This window comes from Lachnospira intestinalis, assembly GCF_040095895.1.
In the GTDB taxonomy this organism is placed as follows: domain Bacteria; phylum Bacillota; class Clostridia; order Lachnospirales; family Lachnospiraceae; genus Lachnospira; species Lachnospira intestinalis.
Genome location: NZ_JBBMFS010000015.1, coordinates 1 through 22399, shown reverse-complemented (window position 1 = coordinate 22399; position 22399 = coordinate 1). Strand labels below are relative to the sequence as shown.

Sequence of the window (22399 nt, the reverse complement as noted above, 5' to 3'; positions counted from 1 at the left end):
AAATGAATAAAATCAATGCTCAAAAAACAAAAGACATGGTAATCATCGGACTGATGGCAGCAATTATTTGTGTGATGGGGCCGCTGTCAATCCGGCTGCCGTTTACACTGGTACCGATTTCACTGACCAATCTGGCAATCTATTTCATTTTATATGTAGCAGGAACCAGACGCACTGTTATCAGTTATCTGATTTATCTTTTAATCGGAATGTGCGGTGTACCGGTATTTTCTAATTTTTCATCCGGAGTGCAAAAGCTTGCCGGTCCGACCGGCGGATACCTTGTCGGTTTCATTTTTATGGCAATGGTCAGCGGCTTCTTTATTGACCGCTGGTATAACAAGCCTGTAATTGCTTTTGCGGGAATGTGGCTCGGCAAAGCAGTCAGCGCGGCATTTGGTACAATCTGGTATGCGTATGTTGCAGGGCTTTCTTTTAAGGCAGCTTTAATGGGCGGTGTTGTTCCGTTTTTACTGGGAGATTTAATAAAAACAATCCTCGTTGCGGCAGTCGGTCCGGCTGTGCGTAAGCGGCTGGCAGTCAGCGGACTTGTAGAATACAGCGTGAATAATTCTTCAATTTAAGCGTATGCATTCGTATTTAAACCATTGTCATTTTATAAAATTCATTATATAATAGTCCAAGCAAATTGCAGGAGGGACTTATGTCAGCACAAAATGATACACAGGCGGCATTTATGGAAGCCATGAACGGCTTAAAAGAATATGCCAAAGTCAATGGTGGCTTTATTACTAAAGACGATGTACTCAGTTATTTTAAAGATTTAGATTTAGATGACGGTAAACTACAGATGGTTTACGGCTATCTGATGGCAAATAATATTAAAATCAAAGGCGCAGCTTCCGAAGATAATGAATTTTTAAAAATGATGGAAACCGCGGAAGCGGAAGAAATCCAGAAGCAGGAAGCCGAGGAAACCAAACAGGAAGAACAGGCGGGCGCAAAGCAGCTTGAGGAATCACTCGACTATGCAGAAGATGAGAAATATTTACAGCTGTATCTGGAAGATTTAAAGCAGGTGGATATGCTTTCCGATACCAGTCTTGCATTTCTGTTAATGAATATTGTTGAAGATAATGATAAAAATTCACTGGAACTTTTATCGCAGTCTTTTTTAGGCAAAGTTACCGAATGGATTACCCCGTACCGCGGCAAAGGTGTGCTTGCCTGCGATCTGGTGCAGGAAGGTAATCTGGCAATGCTGTCCTATATCGGCCAGAAGCAGTGGGCAAACAATTACGAATGGAAAGATAAGATTAAAGAAGGAAATACGCAGGATTTGCTCGAAGTCCTTCACGGCATTGAAAAAGAAGTCCGTGAACTGGTTGAGGGCAGTCTTGAAATGATGATTGATGAACAGAAAGAATCCAATCAGGTCGCGGGCAGAGTGCTAGGAAAGGTCAATCTTGTCAACGATTGGGCAAAACGTTTAAGAAATGAACTGGAACGCAAACCGACCATTCAGGAGGTTGCTGATAAAATGGGCATTTCCCCAGAACAGGTAACGGAAGCAATCCGCTTATCGGCAGAAGCAATAGAAGACATTGATTATGTAAAAACCATGCCGCAGGCAGATACAAAGGCAGATGTTCCAAATAAACCGGTTGGAAAAATCAGCTTCCAGTAACAACATTTAAGAATAAAATATGAAATTTTACATAAGATATTGTGTAAAGACAAAGATTGTTGTATAATACGTTTAACGAAAACGAGATACAATTGAATAGGGCATTTCCTGGGGTGTTCGCCAGCCTGTTTATTTTGATCCTACATTATTCGCACGGGACTCCTATATCTTCATTTTCAATGTCAAGCCTCCTTAGTCAGTGGAAGGCAGCGGAATGAATGCGGTAACCCACCTAGCTAAGCTAGGAGTCGAAAACGCAGGCAACGGCATTTTGGGAATGTTTAATTGACAAAGTACAGACAAACTTCTTTTTATCCGCATAATGATGATAAAAGGAAGTTTTTTTCATTTATATCTTAATTTATAACCGCATAAAATCATGAATAGCGTTTATTCGGTTCATACAAATCAGTATAGAAGGGGACGGGTGTGATTTTAAAAAAGCGAAAACGAATTTGGATAATGGCAGGACTGTTTCTTTGTATTTTTCTTATTTTAGCGGCAGTTCTTTTTACAAAAAAGAAAAGTACAGATATCTTTACCATGGCAGAAGCTTCTAAAATGCTTGCTTATGCCGCAACGGATTTTAAGACGTCCGGAACGGATGACACCGGTAAATACTGGTATTCCGGTTATGTCAATGCTGTCAGCGAAGCCGGTCTGCTTAAAATTAAAAAGCCGCAGGCAGCGGTGCGTTTTAAGGATACATATGCACTGGCAAAGAAACTGGAAGTGCCGGAAACGGTTCTTGCAGAACTTCAAAACAGTGCGAAAGCGATGACAAAACAGGAATTTTTAGACGTATTTATGCAGCTGCTTCCTTATATGAAAAACGGTGAACAGGTTGTTAAAATACAGGCGGGGATTGCAGGCACGCCCGCAACGCTTAAACAGGCGGGGGAGTGGGAAGCCTACACCACCAAAGGCACCTACCGTTTTACAGGAATTGTGCTGGACGATAAGATTGATAAGACAGTAACAATGTATACCTGCGGCAAAGAAATTCTTGCAGTTGAAGATACTGTGGAAAACGAGGTAGAATATAAAAACATCTGGATTAAATCCAGTACGGATACCACGGTTGAAACCAACGTTTACGGCGCGGACCGCATTTTTAAAATTCCGGGACTGACAGCGCCTGTTGAAAATGTACTTGCTGATTTAAAGGTGGAAAACGGCAGTGTCACACAGATTAATACCAAAACCGATACAATTACCGGCATGGTACAGGCCGTCACAAAAGACTATGTGGAAGTGCAGGGCTACGGAAAAGTCGCATTAGACGATGCGTTTATGATTTATGACATTTACAACGGCTTTGCCGTAAAGACCTATCAGGATATTATTGTGGGTTATTCCTTACAGGATTTTATCGTTGCAGAAGGCAAAATCTGCGGTGCGGTTATCTCTAAACCGCTGAATGTGCAGAATATCCGCGTTATTTTGAAAAATACCGGGTTTAAAAGCATTTTCCATGAAAATGTACGGCTGACGTGTTCTAAAAGCTTTATGGTCAGTACAAATGAACAACAGACACGCTACAACGCGGGGGACGTCTTTGAGCTGACACCGGATAATGAACTGCTTTTACAGGGACGAGTGACCGTCACACCGGATAACGGCGGTGAAATCTCTATTTTGTCGGTGATGCGCAGTCAGGGTGTGCCGTCTTATGAGGGCAGTATCGAACTGGCGGCTGCAGATGACGGCATTGTGATTGTCAATGATGTGCCGGTCGAATCCTATCTGAAGCGTGTTGTACCAAGTGAAATGCCTGCAAGCTTTGCCGTAGAAGCCTTAAAGGTGCAGGCCGTTTGTGCCAGAAGCTATGCTTACAAACATCTGGAAAACGGTGCTTACAGTGAATACGGTGCGCATGTGGATGATTCCACGATGTATCAGGTATACAACAATACATCGGAGCAGTCATCTTCCAATGAAGCCATTCAGAATACGCGCGGACAGATTCTGACCTATAATGGTGAAGTCGTGCAGACTTATTATTATTCGACCTCCTGTGGTGCAACGACGGATGTCAGCATCTGGGGTTCAGATTCATCGTCTTATCCGTATTTTGTAAGCCGCTTTGTCAGCCGTTCACAAAAGGAACTGGATTTGACGGATGAAGCCGCTTTTGAAGCTTTTATTACGTCAAAAGATGAAAATGATTACGATGCCGGATATGCGCTTTACCGCTGGGAATTACAGGCAGATATTACAGCACTTTCCAACAGTTTTAACGCAAAGCTGTATGAAAAATATCTGTCAGCTCCGTCAAAAATTCTGACACAGCAGGCAGACGGCAGTTTCCAGTCACAGAAAATAACGGACATCGGTACGATTACATCTGTTACCGTTAATGAACGGGCGGCGGGTGGTGCGGTAAAAAGTGTGACTGTCTGCGGCAGTGCGGCAACGGTGCGCATTGACAGCGAATCCTGTATCCGCGGGTTATTCGGTATGACAGATGCAGAAATGACGACCAATACCGGAACGACAAAAATGGCATCGCTTCCGAGTACCTTCTGTATCTTTAAACCGGTATACGAGAAAGGCTCTTTAAGCGGTTACCGCATTATCGGCGGCGGATACGGACACGGCATCGGCATGAGCCAGAATGCAGTCAATGAAATGGTAAAAGACGCAATGAATTATCAGCAGATTTTACAGTTTTTCTATCCGGGAACGGCAATCGAACAAAAATAAAACAACCGCAGAAAGCATTTTGATTTCTTGTTTTCACCCTGACCGGTGAAAATGAAGTCAACTGCCTTCTGCGGCTTTTTGTTTTTAATTTGTTATTTTTTTAACAAGTCTTATTTTCTTTCCGCTTCTTTTTTCTTTTTCCGTGAAAACTTCGGCAGAAGCGGGCGGAGTGTCTGACTGGCAATCAGTGTATTTAATTCCGCACCAAAAAACAGAATCAGCATACATACATAAATCCACACCAGTGCAAAAATCAATGTTGTCAGACTGCCGTACATATATGAAAAATTCGGTGAATGTGCAACGTAGAGCGAATAGCAGTAGGAAAATCCGTACCAGCCGACTGCCGAGAAAACCGCTCCCGGAAATTCCTTTGTAATGCTGGACTTTCTTGTTGGAATAAATAAATACATCAGCAAAAACAGCAGAATCATAAATGACGGAAATAAAATCATACGGTTATTTAATATTGCCGATAAAATCACTGCAAGCCGAGGAATAAAAACTTCAATCAATCCGATCAGCTGGTTGCCAAAGACCAGCAGCAGCAGGGTCGCAATAATTAAAACCAGCAGTGCAATTGTATAGACCGTAGACATCAGCCGCTGTAACAGCCAGTTTCGTTTCTTTTGGGTATCGTAAATAATATTTAATTCCTGCATGATTGCAAGAAAGCCTTTTCCTGCCGCCCAAATGGTTGCAACCGTAGTAATGGATGTTAATGCTGCCGATGAATTATCATATAAATCTTCAATAATGGAAACCAGAAATGGTTCCAGCTGGACAGGAATTACACCTTTGAGCATCAGTAAAAGGGCATCTTCTGTCAGCGGAAGGAACTTAAACAAGCTCATCAGCAGCAAAAGACACGGGAAAATGCTTAATATAATGTAAAAACAGGACTGTGCCGCATAGCCGGTAAGATTATCCTTTGTCAGCTTGCGCGCAATTTCCTGAATCATAAAGATAATTCTCATAAAATGACCCTTTCTTTACGGTGATTTTATTATTATAAACTATTTTTCGGATAAGATAAAGATAAAAATATTGCATTTGTTGCAGGTTTTCGTTACAATATAAAGTACGGTTAAAATTAGTATACGCAGAAGTGGGAAAAATAATGGGAATTAATGTAAAATTACAGGTGTTCGAGGGACCATTAGACCTTTTACTACACCTGATTGATAAAAACAAAGTAAACATTTATGATATTCCGATTGCAATGATTACGGAACAGTACATGGAATACGTCAATCAGATGGACAAAGAGGATTTAAACGTTGTCAGTGAATTTTTAGTCATGGCAGCGACCCTTCTGGATATTAAATCTAAAATGCTTCTGCCAAAAGAAGTCAACGAAGAAGGTGTTGAGGAAGATCCGAGAGCCGAACTTGTTGAAAAACTGCTGGAGTACAAGCTTTTCAAATATATGTCGTATGAATTAAAGGACCGGCAGATTGATGCGGAGCGCGCCTTTTATAAAGAACCAACCGTTCCAAAAGAAGTCGCCGCATACCGCCCGCCTGTCAATTTAGAGGAGCTTATCGGAGATTTAACACTGCACCGGCTCAATCAGATTTTTCAGGACGTTTTAAAGCGTCAGGAAGAAAAGATTGACCCAATCCGGAGCAAATTCGGAAAAATCGAAAAAGAAGAAGTCAGTATGTCAGAAAAACTGGTGCAGGTACGTTCTTATTTAAAAGAACATAAGCAGTTCAGCTTCCGTCAGATGTTAAGTAAAAATTCGTCAAAAGTTTCGGTGATTGTAACATTTCTTGTCATACTGGAATTGATTAAAACAGGTTTTGTCACGGTACAGCAGGAAAATACGATGGCAGACATCGAAATCACGGTTGTAAAAGACCCGGATTTAATTGAAGATATTGAAGAGGAATAAAAAATGGAAATGGAGTTAAAACAGGCAGAAGCCGCGATTGAAGCGGTGCTGTTTACAATGGGAGAATCGGTGGAGGTATCAAAACTTGCCGCTGCCATTGACCACGATGAGGATACCACCAGAAAAATTGTACATAATATGATGGATAAATACGAAGCGGAAGACCGCGGCATTAAAATCATTGAACTGGAGAATGCATTTCAGTTATGCACCAAACAGGAATATTATGAAAATCTGATTAAAGTTGCCAGCCAGCCGCGAAAATATGCATTGTCCGATGTGCTTTTGGAAACGCTCTCGATTATCGCTTATAAACAGCCTATTACCAAAATGGAGATTGAAAAAATCCGTGGTGTGAGCAGTGACCATGCTGTAAACAAGCTGGTTGAATTCGGACTTGCCAAAGAACTTGGCAGGCTTGATGCACCGGGACGCCCAATGCTTTTCGGTACAACAGAAGAATTTTTAAGAGTATTCGGTGTACAGTCGATTGATGAGCTTCCTGTCATCAGTGAAGATTTAGTAGAGCAGTTCAAGGATGAGGTTGAGATGGAAGTCGAAGCTGATGAACGGCAGGCACAGGAGCAGGCAGCGGACGAATCGGAACAGATTACACTCGATATATAAAAAGATTTTAGAAAGGAAGTCAATCATTATGGAAAGAAAAAACGCATGGAAAAAATATGGCAAAGAGGATTTAAAAACAGTTTTTGATTTTTCTGAAGCGTACAGACAGTTCATTTCCTGCTGTAAAACAGAACGTGAATGTGTAAAAGAGGCAGTACGGCTTGCAAAAGAACGGGGCTACCGTGATTTACAGGATGTCATTGCCAAAAATGAGACACTGTCAGCCGGTGATAAAGTATATGCGGTTAATAAGGAAAAAGCCGTTGTATTATACCACATCGGAAAAGAACCGTTAGAAAAGGGCATGAACATTTTAGGCGCACATATCGACTCCCCACGCCTTGATATTAAGCAGGTGCCGTTATATGAAGATTCTGAACTGGTATTAATGGATACGCACTACTATGGCGGCATTAAAAAATATCAGTGGGTTGCACTTCCGCTTGCCTTACACGGCGTAGTTGCTTTAAAAGACGGCAGTGTCGTGGAAGTCTGCATTGGTGAAGATGCTTCTGACCCGGTTGTCGGCGTATCGGATTTGCTGATTCATCTTGCCGGTGAACAGATGAGCAAAAAGGCCGACAAAGTTATTGAAGGTGAAAATTTAGATATTCTTGTCGGCAGTATGCCGTCTTATGAAAAAGAAGAAGACGGAAAAGATGCAAAGGAAGCCGTTAAGAAAAATATTCTTGCGCTGTTAAAGGAAAAATACGGCATTGAAGAAGAAGATTTTATCTCTGCCGAGCTTGAAGCTGTTCCTGCCGGTCCTGCAAGAGATTACGGTATCGACAGAAGCATGATTATGGGTTACGGCCATGACGATAAAGTCTGCGCTTATCCTTCCTTAGCCGCCCTGTTAAATGCAGATAATCTGGACAAAACAGGTGTATGCGTACTTGTCGACAAAGAAGAAATCGGCAGTGTCGGTGCAACCGGTATGCACTCCCGTTTCTTTGAAAATATGACAGCAGAAGTTATGGAACGCATGGGACAGTATTCTGAATTAAAGCTGCGCCGCGCACTGACCGCTTCCAATATGCTCTCATCTGATGTCAATGCGGCATTTGACCCGAACTACGCAAGTGTCAGCGAAAAGAAAAATACGTCCTTCTTCGGAAATGGCATGGTCTTTATGAAATATACCGGCGCTCGCGGAAAGAGCGGTTCTAATGACGCTTCGGCAGAATACCTTGCCGCATTAAGAAAGGTTATGGATGATGCCAATGTTACCTATCAGACTTCAGAACTTGGCAAGGTCGATGCAGGCGGCGGCGGAACCATTGCTTATATCATGGGCAATTATGGCATGAATGTCGTTGACAGCGGTGTTGCCGTACAGAACATGCACGCACCGTTTGAAGTTATCAGCAAGGCAGACCTTTACGAAACCTACAGAGGTTACGAAGCTTTCCTGCATATGTAAATGTTTATATGAATGGAGAAAACAAATGAAGTGGAATAAATACTCAATCCAGACAACAACCGAAGCTGTTGATTTTATCAGCAGTATGCTCGGAGAACTGGGCATTGAAGGAATCGAAATTGAAGATAATGTACAGCTGACACAGGAAGAAGCAAAGACGATGTTTGTCGATTTTATCCCGGATTTACCGCCGGATGACGGCAGTGCAAAAGTCAATTTCTATATTGACTCCGATGAAGACGACAATACAATTATGGACAAGGTCAAGGACGGTCTGGAAGAACTGCGCCTGTTCTGCAATGTCGGTGCAGGAACAATTTCCGAATCCCAGACAGAAGATAAGGACTGGATTAACAACTGGAAGCAGTATTGGCATACCTTTACCATCGGTGATTTATATATCAAACCGACATGGGAGCCGTTAACAGAAGAAATGAAAGGACATGCGGTTTTAAGCATTGATCCGGGTACGGCATTCGGTACGGGTTCTCACGAAACGACCCGTATGGTGATCCGCCAGCTTCAGAAATATATCAAGGGCGGTGAAGAAGTCCTTGATGTCGGCTGTGGCAGTGGTATTTTATCCGTTGTTGCTTTAAAATACGGCGCAAAGCATGCATTTGGTACAGACCTTGACCCGAATGCGATTATTGCTTCCCATGAAAATGCAGAGCAGAACGACATTTCTGCCGCACAGCTGGAAGTCATTGAAGGAAATATCATTGACGACAAGGCGGTTCAGGACAAATGCGGATACGAATGTTACGACATTGTATGTGCCAACATTTTAGCCGATGTATTAGAGCCGCTTTCTGCAGAAATTACACAGCATATGAAGCACGGCGCATATTTTATCACTTCCGGTATTATCAACACCAAAGAGCAGGAAGTCGTTGACGCTTTTAAAAAGAACCCTGAACTTGAAATTGTAGAAGTAAATCATGACGGCGAATGGGTCAACGTAACTGCCCGCCGCAGATAAGCAGGATTCAGAGAAAAATGTTCTCGGAACGGAGAGGAAATGTATCATTTTTTTTCAGAGCATGAGCATATTCATGACACCTATATTGATATTGTAGGTTCGGACGTGAATCATATTAAAAATGTACTGCGCTTAAAAACAGGAGATTCCTTGTTAATCAGCAGTGGCGATAATATTGACTACACCTGCCATATCGCACAGATTGACGAAGAGCATATCCGTGCGGACATTGACTCGGTTGACGAGCGCGGCAGGGAACTGGCTTCCAAAATCTATCTGTTTCAGGGACTTCCCAAAGCAGATAAAATGGAACTGGTCATTCAGAAAGCTGTTGAACTTGGCGCTTTTGAAGTAATTCCGGTTGCCATGAAGCGGAGTGTTGTCAAACTCGATGCCAAAAAAGCCGAATCGAAAGTCAAACGCTGGAATGCCATTGCAGAAAGCGCGGCAAAGCAGAGTAAACGCAGTATCCTGCCTCAGGTATCCGATGTTGTAACCTTTGCACAGGCAGTGAAAATGGCAGAAAACTGTCAGATAAAGTTACTGCCGTATGAATGTGCAGACGGCATGGAAAAGACCAAACGGCTTATTGAAAATATTACCCCGGGTCAGGACATCGCTGTTTTTATCGGTCCGGAGGGTGGCTTTGATTTGGACGAATTAGAGCTTGCAAAAGAAGCAGGCTGTGAAATCATCACACTCGGAAAACGCATTCTGCGGACAGAAACCGCCGGCATGATGCTGTTATCCGTCCTGATGTATCATTTAGAACAATAATCACATGGGAGAAAATCATGGAAGCATATTTAGACAACTCCGCAACAACGAAATGTGCCAGAGAAGTTGTTGAAACGGTTGTAAAAGCAATGCAGGACGATTATGGCAATCCGTCCTCTAAGCATATGAAAGGTGTCGATGCCGAACAGTATATCAAACAGGCCGCCGCCACGATTGCCAGAAGCCTGAAATGTCAGGAAAAAGAATTGGTTTTTACGTCCGGCGGAACGGAATCCAACAATATGGCAATTATCGGAACAGCTATGGCAAACAAGCGCCGCGGGAATCACGTTATCGTATCAAGCGTGGAACATTCTTCCGTCAAAGAGCCGTTTAACTTTCTGGAGGAGCAGGGCTTTCGCGTAACCTACCTTCCGGTTGATGCACAGGGCAGAGTATCCATAGATGCCCTGCGTGAAGCGCTCGATTCGGAAACGATTCTTGTATCGGTAATGTATGCCAACAACGAAATCGGAACGGTTGAACCCATTGAAGAAATCGGTCAGATTGTCAAGCAGTTCAATCCTGAAATTGTATATCATGTAGATGCCATTCAGGCATATGGAAAATTTAAAATTGTTCCGAAAAAGTTAAATATTGATTTACTGTCTGTCAGCGGACACAAAATCCACGGACCGAAAGGCACCGGATTTTTGTATGTGAAAGAAAAAACAAAGATAAAGCCCATTATTTTAGGCGGCGGACAGCAGAAAGCCATGCGTTCCGGTACGGAAAATGTACCGGGAATCGCAGGACTGGGCGTTGCCGCAGGACTGATTTATAACAGCGCCTTCGATGAAAAAATACAGAAAATGTATGATTTGCGCAGTTATTTTATCGAAGAACTGCAAAAGCTTCCAGACGTGACAATCAACGGCTGTATGGGACGGGAATCCGCACCGCATATCGTCAGTGCATCATTTCGCGGTGTCCGCGCGGAAGTTTTATTACACGCGCTGGAAGATAGGAAGATTTACGTATCCTCCGGTTCTGCCTGCTCGTCCAATAAACCGGGATTAAGCAACACACTGGTTGCAATCCACTTAGACCCGGATTTGCTGGATTCCACAATCCGTTTCAGTTTCAGCTTTGAAACAACAAAGGAAGAACTGGATATGACACTGGAAGCTTTAAAAGAACTGCTTCCGGTACTGCGTAAATATACAAGACACTAAAACAAAATAATGACAGGTGCAGGGAACACAAGTGTTCCCGGAATGGAGAATTATGTACAAAGCATTTTTGATTAAATACGGAGAAATCGGTGTCAAAGGAAAGAACCGTTATCTTTTTGAAGACGCCCTTGTAAGACAGATTCGCTATGCCTTAAAGAAAACAGACGGCGAATTTGAAGTAACCAAAGAAAACGGACGTATCTATGCAACGGCTGTCAGCGATTTTGATTTTGATGAAGCCGTAGAAGCCTTAAAGACCGTATTCGGTATTATCGGCATCTGCCCGGTTGTACAGATTGAAGACAACGGATTTGATGACCTTGCCGATACTGTTATTAAGTATTTCGACTCCGCATACCCGGATAAGCATTTTTCTTTTAAGGTCAATGCCAGACGTGCAAGAAAGAATTACCCGATGGATTCCATGGAAATCAACATGGAAATGGGCGGAAGATTATTAGACGCATTTCCTGAATTAAGCGTTGACGTACATAATCCGGATGTTTTACTTCAGATTGAAATCCGTAATAAGATTAATATTTATTCAACAGAAATTCCGGGTCCGGGCGGTATGCCGGTCGGCACAGCCGGAAAAGCAATGTTACTGCTTTCGGGCGGTATCGACAGCCCGGTTGCCGGATACATGGTTGCAAAGCGCGGTGTCGAACTGGAAGCAACGTATTTTCATGCACCGCCATATACGAGCGAGCGGGCAAAGCAGAAGGTTATTGACCTTGCAAAGCTGGTTGCAAAATATTCCGGTCCGATTACATTAAATGTTGTTAACTTTACCGATATCCAGCTTGCCATTTACGAGAAATGCCCGCATGACGAACTGACAATCATCATGAGAAGATACATGATGCGCATTGCCGAAGAACTCGGTAAAGAAAGCGGCTGTCTGGGACTTGTTACGGGAGAGAGTATCGGTCAGGTAGCCAGCCAGACCATGCACAGTCTGTACTGCACCAACGAAGTATGTACGATGCCGGTATTCCGTCCGGTTATCGGATTTGATAAGCAGGAAATCATTGATTTATCGGAAAAAATCGGTACATACGAAACCTCTATCCAGCCGTTTGAAGACTGCTGTACGATTTTCGTGGCAAAGCACCCGGTTACAAAGCCGAACTTAAATATTATCCAGCGTGATGAACATAACTTAGATGACTGTATTGACGAACTGTTTAAGACAGCCATTGAAACAACCGAAAAAATCCGCATTGAATAAGATTTTTTACAAAATAAAAACTGCCGCGGCAAGGCAGAAGCTTTGAGCGGCAGTTTTTATTTTTATTAAAATCACTATGTAAAACTGTAATTAGTTTGCCATGTATGGCTTTAATACAGCAAGAATTGTATCGACATCAGAATCGGCATGAATATTTAAGTCGATTGGCTTTGATAAGTCCAGACTGAAAATACCCATGATAGATTTTGCATCAATAACGTATCTGCCTGATACAAGATCGAAGTCTACATCAAATTTTGTAATGTCATTTACAAAAGACTTTACTTTGTCGATAGAATTTAACGAAATTTTTACGGTTTTCATTGCGAAAATACCTCCTACCAAATAATATTTACTCTATTAGTTATAATATCTATTTGGTAAAATTATGTCAATACAAAAATAAAAGACAGGAGCAGAAAAATTGAAAAAAGTTGCAATTCATAACCTGGGCTGTAAGGTCAATTCTTATGAAGCGGAATCTATGGAACAGATGCTTCGCGCCGCAGGTTATTCCATTGTTCCGTTTGATGAAAATGTTCCGGCAGACGTGTATATTATCAACACCTGTTCCGTAACGAATATTGCCGACCGCAAATCCCGTCAGATGCTTCACAAGGCAAAGAAGATGAACCCGGATGCCATTGTCGTTGCCGCAGGCTGTTATGTACAGTCCGACAGTGAAGGCGTACAGAAAGATGAAGCGGTAGACCTTGTACTTGGCAATAACTGTAAAATTAATATTGTAGAAGCCCTTGAAAATTATGCCGCTGACCATGAATCCCATATCAGTGTACTGGATTTATCGGTAAAACAGCCTTATGAGGAACTGGAAATTGATAAGGTCAGTGAACATACCAGAGCCTATATTAAAATTCAGGACGGCTGTAACCAGTTTTGTTCTTACTGCATTATTCCTTATACCCGCGGCAGAATCCGCAGCCGCGAACTAGACGACATTTTAAAGGAAGTACACCGCCTTGCGGACAACGGTTATCAGGAAATCGTGCTGACCGGAATCCACCTGACTTCCTATGGCGTGGATAATCAGAAGGGCAGTCTGTTAGAAGTTATTTCACGGATTCATGAAATCGAAGGTGTGAAGCGAATCCGTCTGGGTTCATTAGAGCCGCGTGTTGTGACGGAAGAATTTGTATCGGCACTCGCCGCCATGGAAAAAGTATGCCCGCATTTTCATCTTTCCCTGCAAAGCGGCTGTGACAGCGTTTTAAAGCGCATGAACCGCAAATATACAACTGCCGAATATGAAGAAGGCTGTCGTATCCTTCGTAAATATTTTAACAATCCGGCGATTACAACCGATGTTATTGTGGGCTTCCCGCAGGAAACGGAAGAAGAATTTGAAACGACCTATGATTTTGTAAAACGGATTCATTTTTATGAAATGCACGTTTTCAAATATTCGAGAAGAAAAGGCACGGTTGCCGATAAAATGGACGGTCAGGTCGATGAAAAGATTAAGACACAGCGAAGTGGATGCCTTTTAGCACTTGAAAAGGAAATGTCTGCGGCATACCGCAAAGAAAGTCTTGGTCAGACGATGCAGGTTTTAATCGAAGAAAAGATGACTTACAACGGCACAGACTACATGGCAGGATATACGAAAAATTATATCCGCGTGCTAGTTCCGGTGAGTGACCGGATGACAGAAGCCGCCGTCAATACCATTGTCAACGTAAACTGTAAGCAGATAACAGAAGATGAACTGTATATTATCGGCGAACTTTCTTAATCCCGGTAAAAATTTCCATATTAAAAGTGCTTGCATTTTATAAAATGATATATTATAATCAGACCCATAATTATATATTTCACAAAGCAATGAAGGAAACAAGTAGTATCTGTGAAAAGCAACAGAGAGCAGCCGGCAGGTGAGAGGCGCAGACCGGAAGCAGATATGAATACATTCCAGAGCAGCACTCCGAACAGGAAAGTACCCAAGTAGGCAGTGACGGATTGGTACACGTTATCGTACCCGGAGTATATTTGTACTTCATAAGATAAGCAGTGTGAGCTGTTTATGAATAAAGGTGGTAACACGTAAGCATCAGCTTTCGTCCTTTTAAATAAGGGCGGAAGCTTTTTTTATTAGAATTTTAAATGCAGACACCGCACCCGCCCTTGCCGTAAATCTAAATGATTTGCAAGTGCGCACAGGTAAGACAGGGTGTCTGCGGAAACGGAGGATTTTATGACATTATATGATGAATTAGTGGCAAGAGGACTGATTGCCCAGGTAACAGATGAAGACGTTATCAAAGACTTAATCAACAACGGAAAAGCAACCTTTTATATCGGATTTGACCCAACGGCAGACAGCCTTCATGTCGGACACTTTATGGCACTGTGCTTAATGAAGCGTCTTCAGATGGCAGGCAATAAGCCGATTGCACTCGTTGGCGGCGGTACAGCCATGATTGGTGACCCGTCAGGACGTTCCGATATGAGAAAAATGCTTACAACCGAGCAGATTGAACACAACTGCGAATGTTTTAAGAAGCAGATGAGCCGTTTTATTGATTTCTCAGACGATAAAGCACTTCTTGTCAACAACGCAGACTGGTTGTTAAAGTTAAATTATGTCGAGCTGCTCCGCGAAGTCGGCGCATGCTTTTCTGTCAATAATATGCTGCGTGCAGAGTGCTACAAGCAGAGAATGGAAAAGGGCTTAAGCTTCCTTGAATTTAATTACATGATTATGCAGTCTTACGACTTTTACATGTTATACCAGAAATACGGCTGTAATTTACAGTTTGGCGGTGATGACCAGTGGAGCAATATGCTCGGCGGTACAGAATTAATCCGTAGAAAATTAGGCAAGGATGCAAGTGCCATGACCATTACCCTGCTTTTAAATTCGGAAGGCAAGAAAATGGGTAAGACACAGTCCGGTGCCGTATGGCTCGACCCTGAAAAGACATCTCCGTACGAATTCTACCAGTACTGGAGAAATGTTGCCGATGCCGATGTATTAAAATGTATCCGTATGCTGACATTCCTTCCGCTTGAAGAAATTGATGCAATGGATTCATGGGAAGGCGCACAGTTAAATAAGGCAAAAGAAATTCTTGCATTTGAACTGACAAAAATGGTTCACGGTGAAGACGAAGCAAAGAAAGCCGAAAACACAGCCAAAGCAATCTTTACCGGCGGCGATTCCGCAGATATGCCGGGCGCAGTCTTAACAGAAGATGCTTTCAAAGATGGTGTTGTCGATGTCATAACACTGGTACATCAGGCAGGACTTGCTGCTTCACGTTCTGAAGCAAGACGTGCCGTACAGCAGGGCGGTATCTCTGTAAACGGTGAAAAAGTAACGGAAATTGATGCTTCTTTTGCAAAGGACATTTTTGAAGGCGAAGGTGCGGTCTTAAAGAAAGGTAAAAAGACTTTCCGCAAGGTGACAATTTCTTAAAAATAAACGTTTTAAGGATTTTCATGGAAAGGATTGTGCCTTATGAAAAAAGAAGAAATTATCTATGTCAGGATTTTAACCGTCATCGGTGCTTCGGCACTGATGGCGCTGATTCTGATTTTCGGTGCCGGGAGCGGACTGTTTCAGCGCATTGCAAACGGTATCAACGACAATACACTGCAATTAAGCAATGTCGATGCCGCAATTTACAGCCTTTATTTTTATAAAGGACTGGATGTCCTTTACCGGATTTTATATGCAGTCACGGTTTTCGGACTGATTCTGACAACCGCCGCCATGTTTTTTAAGTTAAAAGGTGCCGGTATTTATGCGGTATTAAGCTCTGCATCTGCTGTTGTCACCGGTGCATATATTGTCCTTTGCAGTATTTTTGAAGGAAATACCGCACTGCGCCGCATGGTGGTTCATTTTTACTTAAAAGACGTACAGACCGTAGCGCCGGAGCATTTATTGGGATTGCATTGGATGGCCGGTGTATTTTTAATCGTACTGGGTGTGTTCTGCCTGGTGATTGTAAAGGGAACACGGCTTGACAAAATGAAAGCGTACAGCAGTAGCAGTAAAGCCGCCTGCTACAGCGTATTTATTCCGGTGCTTATGGGCAGTGTGATCTTTGAATTTTTGCGGGAATTACTGATTTCCGTGCTGTGCCAGCGCGGGGACACTTACACGGCTTCGGCTTATGCGTGTATCCGAAGTTATTATTTTGGAGGAAAATGGTTTTTTGACGATCCGTATGTATTGTATCTGATCCTTGCCGTACTGGGTATCATTGTTCTTTCCAAAATCAAACTGCCGTTACCTGAAAAATTACGCTCTGCATGGCTTGTGCCTGGCATTTTAACGGTTATCGGTGTCGTGCGCAGTATCGTGTATTTATTCAATGCGCCGCCGCTGTTCGGGTATCTGACGTTTGATGAAAAACTGTGTGATGTCATTGAAAGTGCATATCCGCTTTATATGCTCGTTTACATTCTGGATATGGTCTTTTTAATGGCCCTTGTGGTTATGATTTTGCAGGAGCAGGGCAGTACAAAAAAAATACTGGCTGTCTGCGGCATTGCCACAGCAGTCAGTATAATAGGGATTCTTATCTGCGGATTTACCGCGGGGCTTCCGGCAATGTATATTACCGCCGCCGCTGCAGATGTCATCGGATTAATCGGCCTGCTTTATCGCGGAAATATCCGTGGAAGCCATCATTGAGTAATTCGTGTAATAAACGACAAATCCCGGTTTGGCAGAAGCAGGTTTTTTAACCTCTTTCTTAATTACATAATCAATTTCAACCTTGTCCTGGTCGCGTCCTTTGGAGTAATAAGCCGCAAGACTTGCCGCTTCTTCAAAGGTGCGGTCAGGCAGTTCTTTGCCGCCGGTTCTTACGATAACGTGGGAACCCGGCATTTTTTTTGCATGAAACCACCAGTCATTGCCGTTTGCAAATTTAAAGGTAAGCTCATCATTCTGAAAATTATTCTTTCCGACATACATATCGAAGCCGTCCGAAGAAATGTAGTGGAACGGTTTACTCGTCACTTTTTCCTTTTTGCCACCTTTGCCTTTTCGGTGAATGTAGCCTGCCTGAATCAGTTCTTCTTTTAATTCGACAAGGTCTTCTTCATTGACCGCAATATCAAGTGCCGTTGCAATAGATTCCAGATGCTGTGTTTCCGCTTTTGTTTCCTCAATCAGCTTGGAATCTGCTTCAAATGTACGTTTAAGCTTATTGTAGCGGTTAAAATATTTCACGGCATTTTCAGACGGTGTGAGCATCGGATCAAGCGGAATGGAAATCTCCTCGTTGGTGTAATAATTTAATGCCGTAAAAGACTTTGCACCCTCCGGGATATTGTAGCCGTAAGTGTTAATCAATTCGCCGTATACACGGAATTTTTCTCTTTTTTCGGTATCCTTTAACTGCTTTTCCTGAATATCCAGCTTTTTATAGGAACGCTCCAGTGCTGTTGATACAATCCGTCGCAAATCCGAAGATTTCTGGCGGATTCGCGTAAATTTATCTTTTTCCGAATAAAAGCTTCGAAGCAGGGCACTGATAGAATCAAACGGCGTACAGTCCGCATACATCGCCATCGGAATCGCTGAAAATTCCTTTGGTTCACCGTTTTCATAAAAAATATTCGGCGCAAACTGACCGCTTTTTACCTGTTCCATGCAGTCCGAAAAAATGTGGTATAAGTGAAGCTGCTCATTTTCCTCCAGACAGTTTGCCGGTTTTTCGCTTGAAACAGAAGCTTCATAGCAGATTTCCTCCGCAACGGCAGGACTGATACCGGTATAGCCGGTGTAAACCGCCTTTGAAAGCGGCATCGGCTTTGTAAAAACAGCTTCTGCAAATTCGGCATCGTTTGTCTGCAGCGGATTCTTTTTATGCATGGTCTGCGGGATAAAATACGTCCGTCCCGGCAGCACCTCGCGCACGGAGCTTGTCTGTGAAGAAATGTGCTTAATGCTGTCTAAAATATTCTGTTTGTCATCACAAAAAATGATGTTGCTGTGCTTTCCCATAAATTCGGCAATCAGGTGCTTGCGGCACAAATCACCTAAATCATTTAAGTGTTCAATTTCAAAATCAAGGATTCGCTCCAGTCCCGGCTGTGTAATCGAGATAATTCTGCCGTTGTTTAAATGCTTGCGTAAAAGCATACAGAAATTCGGTGCCGTCATCGGACTCGGTTTATTTTCTTCTGAAAGATAAATCAGCGGCAGGCTGGCATTGGCTGAAATGACAAGCCTGTACTGCTGTTTTGGTGTTTTAATCGTAAAGAGCAGTTCATCGGTTTCCGGCTGTGCGATTTTATAAAGTCTGCCGCCAAGTAAGGTCTGCTCTAATTCCTGTCTGATATTTGCAATTACAATTCCATCTAAAGCCATTGTTTTAATTCCTTTATATCTATTTTTTATGTAGTCCCATGATAGCACATTTTTTAACTGGTGTCTTGTACTTTTGCACAGGAGTTGCTATAATACATTGGTTATTGATATAATCAAAATAAAACTACCGAAACATCAGTTTGGATTGGAGGACACAATGATAAAGAGCATGACTGGCTTTGGCCGCAGTGAAATAAGTGAGGGGAAACGCAAGATTTCCGTGGAAATGAAGTCAGTTAATCATAGATATTTGGAAGCGGGTATCAAAATGCCAAAGAAATTAAACATTTTTGAGGCGCGTATCCGTGATTTATTAAAAAAATATGCACAACGCGGAAAGATTGACATTTTCATTACCTATGAAGACCTTTCCGAAACCAATGTCAATTTAAAATATAACCGCGACATTGCGGCAGAATATATGGATATTTTTGAACAGATGGCATCACAGTTTCATCTTGACAATGATATGACGGTTTCCGCACTTTCAAGATATCCGGAGGTCATTACGACAGAGGAAGTCAAGGTCGATGAAGAAGAACTGTGGCATTTTATTGAAAAAGCCGTATGCGCCGCGTGTGAACAGTTTGTTGCCGCCCGCATTACCGAAGGGGAACATTTAAAGAAAGATTTGCTTGATAAGCTTGATAATATGGCAGGGCTGGTTGATTTTATCGAAGCACGCAGTCCGCAGATTATGAAAGAGTACCGCGGCAAATTAGAGCAGAAAGTGACAGAACTTCTCGGAGAAAATCCGTTTGATGAAAATAAGATGGCGGCGGAAGTGATTTTATATGCGGATAAAATCTGTGTCGATGAAGAAACTGTCCGTTTAAGAAGCCATATCGTCCATGCAAAAAGCTGCTTGAACGAAGACGGCGGTATCGGCCGCAAGCTGGACTTTATCGCACAGGAAATGAACCGCGAAGCCAACACCATTTTATCCAAAGCAAATGACCTTGAAATTTCAAATAAGGCGATTGATTTAAAAACAGAAATCGAAAAGGTACGCGAACAAATTCAGAATATTGAATAAAACTGCTTGCCAGCTTTCGGAAACTTATGTATAATAAAGAGTACGAATGAAAATAGAGGGATTGCCATGAATAACAGAGGAATTTTAATTGTTCTTTCCGGATTCTCAGGAGCCGGTAAAGGAACGGTTGTAAAGAACATTTTAAAGACGTATCCGGATGAATATGCGGTATCTGTTTCTGCAACCACAAGAGCGCCAAGAGAAGGTGAAACCGACGGCAGGGAATATTTTTTCAAATCCACTTCCGAATTCCAGAAGATGATTGCCACAGGCGAACTGATCGAATATGCGCAATACGTGGGCAACTATTACGGCACACCGCGCCGCTATGTGGAAGAACAGCTTGAAGCCGGTAAGAATATCATCCTTGAAATTGAGATACAGGGAGCTTTTAATATTAAAAAGATGTTTCCTGATGCAGTGCTGATGTTTTTAATGCCGCCGACTGCGGCAGAGCTTGAAAATCGTCTGCGTGGCAGGGGAACAGAAGACGAAGCCACGATTAAAGCGCGTCTTGCCCGTGCGACACAGGAAGCGGAAGGCGTTGAAGGGTATGACTATATTGTTATCAATGATACGGTCGATGCCTGTACACAGCGTATCCACGAAATTGTTACCAGTGAGAAGATGAAAGCTTCCCACAACCTGACTCTGATTGAAGACATCAGAGAAGACTTAAAAATCTATGCAAAAGGAGAATAAACCATGATACATCCATCGTATTCAGAATTAATGAACGTTATCAACAGCGAGGTAGAAGAAGGCGAACAGCCGTTAGTACAGAGCCGCTATTCAATTGTAAAGGCTGCTGCTACCCGTGCAAAGCAGATTATTGATTCCAGAGCCATTGAAGAAAAGCTTTTGAAAATGCCTGAAAAGGATAAAGATAAGGTCAGTGAACCGGTACTTTCCGATGACGAAGAATTCCGTTTAAAGCTCGGTGAGCCGACTATTCCGAAGTCAAGCAACATGAAGCCTTTATCAATCGCCGTAGAAGAACTCTACGAAGGCAAGGTAAAGATTGTAAACAACGCAAACGACATCAGTGAAGATGAATAAAGCCAATATAAAATAATGCGCTGTGGCATATATATTTTATATATTTTGTAAACGGTGCGGATTATTTTTAAATGATGCCTGGGATATGTTCCGATATGTGAGTGTATCTCAGGCTTTCTTTTATTTTATTCATTGGCGGCGCATTGTCAGTGGCAAATATAGGTATTGCAATCAGATTTAGCACCAATATTGTCATTAGTGGCGTTAGTTCGCATTTTATACTATAATTGTATATTAAATATTTCAGATAAAATAAAAAGGAGTTGTGTCCTATGAGCGGAAAATATAATGAATCAAATCAGTCTATCAGTTGTTCTGTCTGTAAGCAGTGCGGCGGCTGTCAGTACGTTGATATTCCTTACGAAAAGGAATTAAAGAAAAAAAGTGCCTATTTAAAACAGCTTTTTGAAGGGATCTGCACCGTTGGAGAAGTACACGGTATGTATCGTCCTGCATTTTACCGCAACAAAGTGCATGCCGTTGTCGGTCTTGACAAGCAGAAAGGCATTGTGACCGGAACTTATGCGGAAGGCACACACCGCCTTGTCCCGGTCGATGTCTGTATGATTGAAGACCAGAAGGCTGACAGCATTATTGCAACACTGCGCGAACTGTTTGCTTCCTTTAAATATGTACCGTACAACGAAGATACGCACCGTGGATTTATGCGCCACATTTTAATCCGCCGCGGATTTTCCACGAAAGAAATGATGGTTGTCTTGGTGACCGCCGACAATAAATTTCCGTCCAAAAATAATTTTCTCAAGGCACTGCTTGAAAAACACCCGGATATTACAACCGTTGTGCAGAATATCAACGATTACTCTACAAGCATGGTTCTTGGCAAAGCCAATAAGGTTTTATACGGAAAAGGTTATATTGAGGACGTGCTGTGCGGCTGCCGCTTCCGTATCAGCCCGGAATCTTTTTATCAAATTAATCCGTCACAGACCGAAAAGCTGTACAAAACGGCTATCAGGCTGGGCGGCATTACAAAAAATGATGTGGTCATTGATGCGTACTGCGGCATTGGAACGATTGGCATTGCGCTGTCTTCCCATGCCAAAAAGGTTATCGGCGTAGAGTTAAATCCGCAGGCGGTCAAGGATGCACAAACTAATGCCGATTTAAACCACATTAAAAATATCCAGTTTGTCAATGAAGATGCCGGTGACTTTTTAGTCCGCTACGCCGAGGGCGGCAGGGCAGACGTTGTCATCATGGACCCGCCAAGAAGCGGCTCTACCCCGGAGTTTTTGCAATCCCTTCTGCAAATCAAGCCGAAACGCATCGTCTACATTTCCTGCAACCCGGAAACACAGGTACGTGATGTGCGCGTACTGCAAAAGGGCGGCTATAAGGTTGAGGCTTGTGAGGGGTATGATATGTTTCCACATACTTTTCATGTGGAAACAGTCTGCCTTTTGTCAAGAAAAGCCCAATAAATCAAAGGATTTCGCCATTTTGGGAATAAAATAGATGTGTGTTT

General features: G+C 42.6%; 20 protein-coding genes, 1 other RNA gene and 1 other annotated feature. Of the genes, 18 read left to right on the top strand and 3 right to left on the bottom strand.

Annotated features, from left to right (window positions below; translation table 11 throughout):
• Positions 1-2: 2 nt before the first annotated feature.
• From WMO37_RS13365 to WMO37_RS13350, 4 genes are all read left to right on the top strand, one after another.
• Entirely contained in the window at positions 3-584 is a 582-nt protein-coding gene (locus WMO37_RS13365) for a biotin transporter BioY (RefSeq protein WP_022431247.1), read from the top strand.
• An 80-nt stretch (positions 585-664) separates the two neighbouring features.
• Positions 665-1648, top strand: coding sequence for a sigma-70 domain-containing protein (locus tag WMO37_RS13360; protein ID WP_227089711.1), 984 nt, complete (start codon positions 665-667; stop codon positions 1646-1648).
• Between the two features lie 102 nt (positions 1649-1750).
• A non-coding RNA gene (ssrS, locus tag WMO37_RS13355) (6S RNA) lies at positions 1751-1930 on the top strand.
• Between the two features lie 147 nt (positions 1931-2077).
• Positions 2078-4354: a SpoIID/LytB domain-containing protein gene (locus WMO37_RS13350; RefSeq protein ID WP_349155245.1), complete on the top strand. Its 2277-nt coding sequence runs from the start codon at positions 2078-2080 to the stop codon at positions 4352-4354.
• A 110-nt stretch (positions 4355-4464) separates the two neighbouring features.
• On the opposite strand, the gene WMO37_RS13345 is transcribed toward WMO37_RS13350, so the two are convergent.
• Positions 4465-5316, bottom strand: a complete 852-nt coding sequence (locus WMO37_RS13345; RefSeq protein WP_227089713.1) for a YihY/virulence factor BrkB family protein — start codon at positions 5314-5316, stop codon at positions 4465-4467.
• Positions 5317-5474: 158 nt separating this feature from the next.
• Between WMO37_RS13345 and WMO37_RS13340 the strand changes: the two genes are divergently transcribed.
• The 7 genes from WMO37_RS13340 to thiI are packed head-to-tail and all read left to right on the top strand — an operon-like array spanning position 5475 to position 12466.
• Complete coding sequence (locus WMO37_RS13340; protein ID WP_227089714.1) at positions 5475-6251, top strand: segregation and condensation protein A; 777 nt, start codon at positions 5475-5477, stop codon at positions 6249-6251.
• 9 nt (positions 6252-6260) lie between these two features.
• The gene (gene scpB / locus WMO37_RS13335) at positions 6261-6878 is read left to right on the top strand and encodes an SMC-Scp complex subunit ScpB (RefSeq protein ID WP_227089797.1); all 618 of its coding nucleotides are present in this window, start codon (positions 6261-6263) and stop codon (positions 6876-6878) included.
• Positions 6879-6906: 28 nt separating this feature from the next.
• Positions 6907-8301 carry an aminopeptidase gene (locus WMO37_RS13330; protein WP_227089715.1) on the top strand — a complete coding sequence of 465 codons (1395 nt, stop codon included), beginning with the start codon at positions 6907-6909 and terminating at the stop codon, positions 8299-8301.
• Between the two features lie 25 nt (positions 8302-8326).
• Positions 8327-9283: a 50S ribosomal protein L11 methyltransferase gene (gene prmA, locus WMO37_RS13325; protein WP_227089716.1), complete on the top strand. Its 957-nt coding sequence runs from the start codon at positions 8327-8329 to the stop codon at positions 9281-9283.
• A gap of 39 nt (positions 9284-9322) precedes the next feature.
• Positions 9323-10060, top strand: a complete 738-nt coding sequence (locus tag WMO37_RS13320; protein WP_227089717.1) for a 16S rRNA (uracil(1498)-N(3))-methyltransferase — start codon at positions 9323-9325, stop codon at positions 10058-10060.
• A gap of 17 nt (positions 10061-10077) precedes the next feature.
• A complete protein-coding gene (locus tag WMO37_RS13315) occupies positions 10078-11235 on the top strand; it encodes a cysteine desulfurase family protein (protein WP_022431238.1) in 1158 nt (385 codons plus the stop codon).
• A gap of 49 nt (positions 11236-11284) precedes the next feature.
• The gene (gene thiI / locus WMO37_RS13310) at positions 11285-12466 is read left to right on the top strand and encodes a tRNA uracil 4-sulfurtransferase ThiI (RefSeq protein ID WP_496111651.1); all 1182 of its coding nucleotides are present in this window, start codon (positions 11285-11287) and stop codon (positions 12464-12466) included.
• A gap of 90 nt (positions 12467-12556) precedes the next feature.
• Here thiI and WMO37_RS13305 read toward each other — a convergent pair whose 3' ends face one another.
• On the bottom strand, positions 12557-12790 hold the full coding sequence (locus WMO37_RS13305; protein ID WP_022431236.1) for an HPr family phosphocarrier protein: 234 nt from the start codon (positions 12788-12790) through the stop codon (positions 12557-12559).
• Positions 12791-12890: 100 nt separating this feature from the next.
• On the opposite strand from WMO37_RS13305, the gene mtaB reads away from it, so the two are divergent.
• From mtaB to WMO37_RS13290, 3 genes are all read left to right on the top strand, one after another.
• On the top strand, positions 12891-14219 hold the full coding sequence (mtaB, locus tag WMO37_RS13300; protein WP_349155244.1) for a tRNA (N(6)-L-threonylcarbamoyladenosine(37)-C(2))-methylthiotransferase MtaB: 1329 nt from the start codon (positions 12891-12893) through the stop codon (positions 14217-14219).
• 80 nt (positions 14220-14299) lie between these two features.
• Positions 14300-14552 (top strand) — a binding site (T-box leader).
• A gap of 126 nt (positions 14553-14678) precedes the next feature.
• Positions 14679-15902, top strand: coding sequence for a tyrosine--tRNA ligase (tyrS, locus tag WMO37_RS13295; RefSeq protein ID WP_022431234.1), 1224 nt, complete (start codon positions 14679-14681; stop codon positions 15900-15902).
• Positions 15903-15944: 42 nt separating this feature from the next.
• Entirely contained in the window at positions 15945-17129 is a 1185-nt protein-coding gene (locus WMO37_RS13290) for a hypothetical protein (protein WP_349155243.1), read from the top strand.
• Here WMO37_RS13290 and WMO37_RS13285 read toward each other — a convergent pair.
• Complete coding sequence (locus WMO37_RS13285) at positions 17082-18815, bottom strand: Rqc2 family fibronectin-binding protein (protein WP_349155242.1); 1734 nt, start codon at positions 18813-18815, stop codon at positions 17082-17084. The two genes, WMO37_RS13290 and WMO37_RS13285, sit on opposite strands and share 48 nt — an antisense overlap.
• Before the next feature lie 157 nt (positions 18816-18972).
• On the opposite strand from WMO37_RS13285, the gene WMO37_RS13280 reads away from it, so the two are divergent.
• From WMO37_RS13280 to rlmD, 4 genes are all read left to right on the top strand, one after another.
• Entirely contained in the window at positions 18973-19851 is an 879-nt protein-coding gene (locus WMO37_RS13280) for a YicC/YloC family endoribonuclease (protein ID WP_349155241.1), read from the top strand.
• A 66-nt stretch (positions 19852-19917) separates the two neighbouring features.
• The gene (gmk, locus tag WMO37_RS13275) at positions 19918-20553 is read left to right on the top strand and encodes a guanylate kinase (protein ID WP_227089723.1); all 636 of its coding nucleotides are present in this window, start codon (positions 19918-19920) and stop codon (positions 20551-20553) included.
• Between the two features lie 3 nt (positions 20554-20556).
• Positions 20557-20910 carry a DNA-directed RNA polymerase subunit omega gene (gene rpoZ / locus WMO37_RS13270; protein ID WP_022431229.1) on the top strand — a complete coding sequence of 118 codons (354 nt, stop codon included), beginning with the start codon at positions 20557-20559 and terminating at the stop codon, positions 20908-20910.
• Positions 20911-21182: 272 nt separating this feature from the next.
• Positions 21183-22355, top strand: coding sequence for a 23S rRNA (uracil(1939)-C(5))-methyltransferase RlmD (rlmD, locus tag WMO37_RS13265; RefSeq protein WP_349155240.1), 1173 nt, complete (start codon positions 21183-21185; stop codon positions 22353-22355).
• The last annotated feature ends 44 nt before the right edge of the window (positions 22356-22399 follow it).

Bases quoted from the DNA above. Each gene is read 5' to 3' on its own strand.
- WMO37_RS13365 (WP_022431247.1), top strand. From the start codon at position 3: ATGAATAAAATCAATGCTCAAAAAACAAAAGACATGGTAATCATCGGA.
- WMO37_RS13360 (WP_227089711.1), top strand. From the start codon at position 665: ATGTCAGCACAAAATGATACACAGGCGGCATTTATGGAAGCCATGAAC.
- WMO37_RS13345 (WP_227089713.1), bottom strand. From the start codon at position 5,316: ATGATTCAGGAAATTGCGCGCAAGCTGACAAAGGATAATCTTACCGGC.
- WMO37_RS13340 (WP_227089714.1), top strand. From the start codon at position 5,475: ATGGGAATTAATGTAAAATTACAGGTGTTCGAGGGACCATTAGACCTT.
- scpB (WP_227089797.1), top strand. From the start codon at position 6,261: ATGGAGTTAAAACAGGCAGAAGCCGCGATTGAAGCGGTGCTGTTTACA.
- WMO37_RS13330 (WP_227089715.1), top strand. From the start codon at position 6,907: ATGGAAAGAAAAAACGCATGGAAAAAATATGGCAAAGAGGATTTAAAA.
- prmA (WP_227089716.1), top strand. From the start codon at position 8,327: ATGAAGTGGAATAAATACTCAATCCAGACAACAACCGAAGCTGTTGAT.
- WMO37_RS13320 (WP_227089717.1), top strand. From the start codon at position 9,323: ATGTATCATTTTTTTTCAGAGCATGAGCATATTCATGACACCTATATT.
- WMO37_RS13315 (WP_022431238.1), top strand. From the start codon at position 10,078: ATGGAAGCATATTTAGACAACTCCGCAACAACGAAATGTGCCAGAGAA.
- WMO37_RS13305 (WP_022431236.1), bottom strand. From the start codon at position 12,790: ATGAAAACCGTAAAAATTTCGTTAAATTCTATCGACAAAGTAAAGTCT.
- tyrS (WP_022431234.1), top strand. From the start codon at position 14,679: ATGACATTATATGATGAATTAGTGGCAAGAGGACTGATTGCCCAGGTA.
- WMO37_RS13290 (WP_349155243.1), top strand. From the start codon at position 15,945: ATGAAAAAAGAAGAAATTATCTATGTCAGGATTTTAACCGTCATCGGT.
- WMO37_RS13285 (WP_349155242.1), bottom strand. From the start codon at position 18,815: ATGGCTTTAGATGGAATTGTAATTGCAAATATCAGACAGGAATTAGAG.
- WMO37_RS13280 (WP_349155241.1), top strand. From the start codon at position 18,973: ATGATAAAGAGCATGACTGGCTTTGGCCGCAGTGAAATAAGTGAGGGG.
- gmk (WP_227089723.1), top strand. From the start codon at position 19,918: ATGAATAACAGAGGAATTTTAATTGTTCTTTCCGGATTCTCAGGAGCC.
- rpoZ (WP_022431229.1), top strand. From the start codon at position 20,557: ATGATACATCCATCGTATTCAGAATTAATGAACGTTATCAACAGCGAG.
- rlmD (WP_349155240.1), top strand. From the start codon at position 21,183: ATGAGCGGAAAATATAATGAATCAAATCAGTCTATCAGTTGTTCTGTC.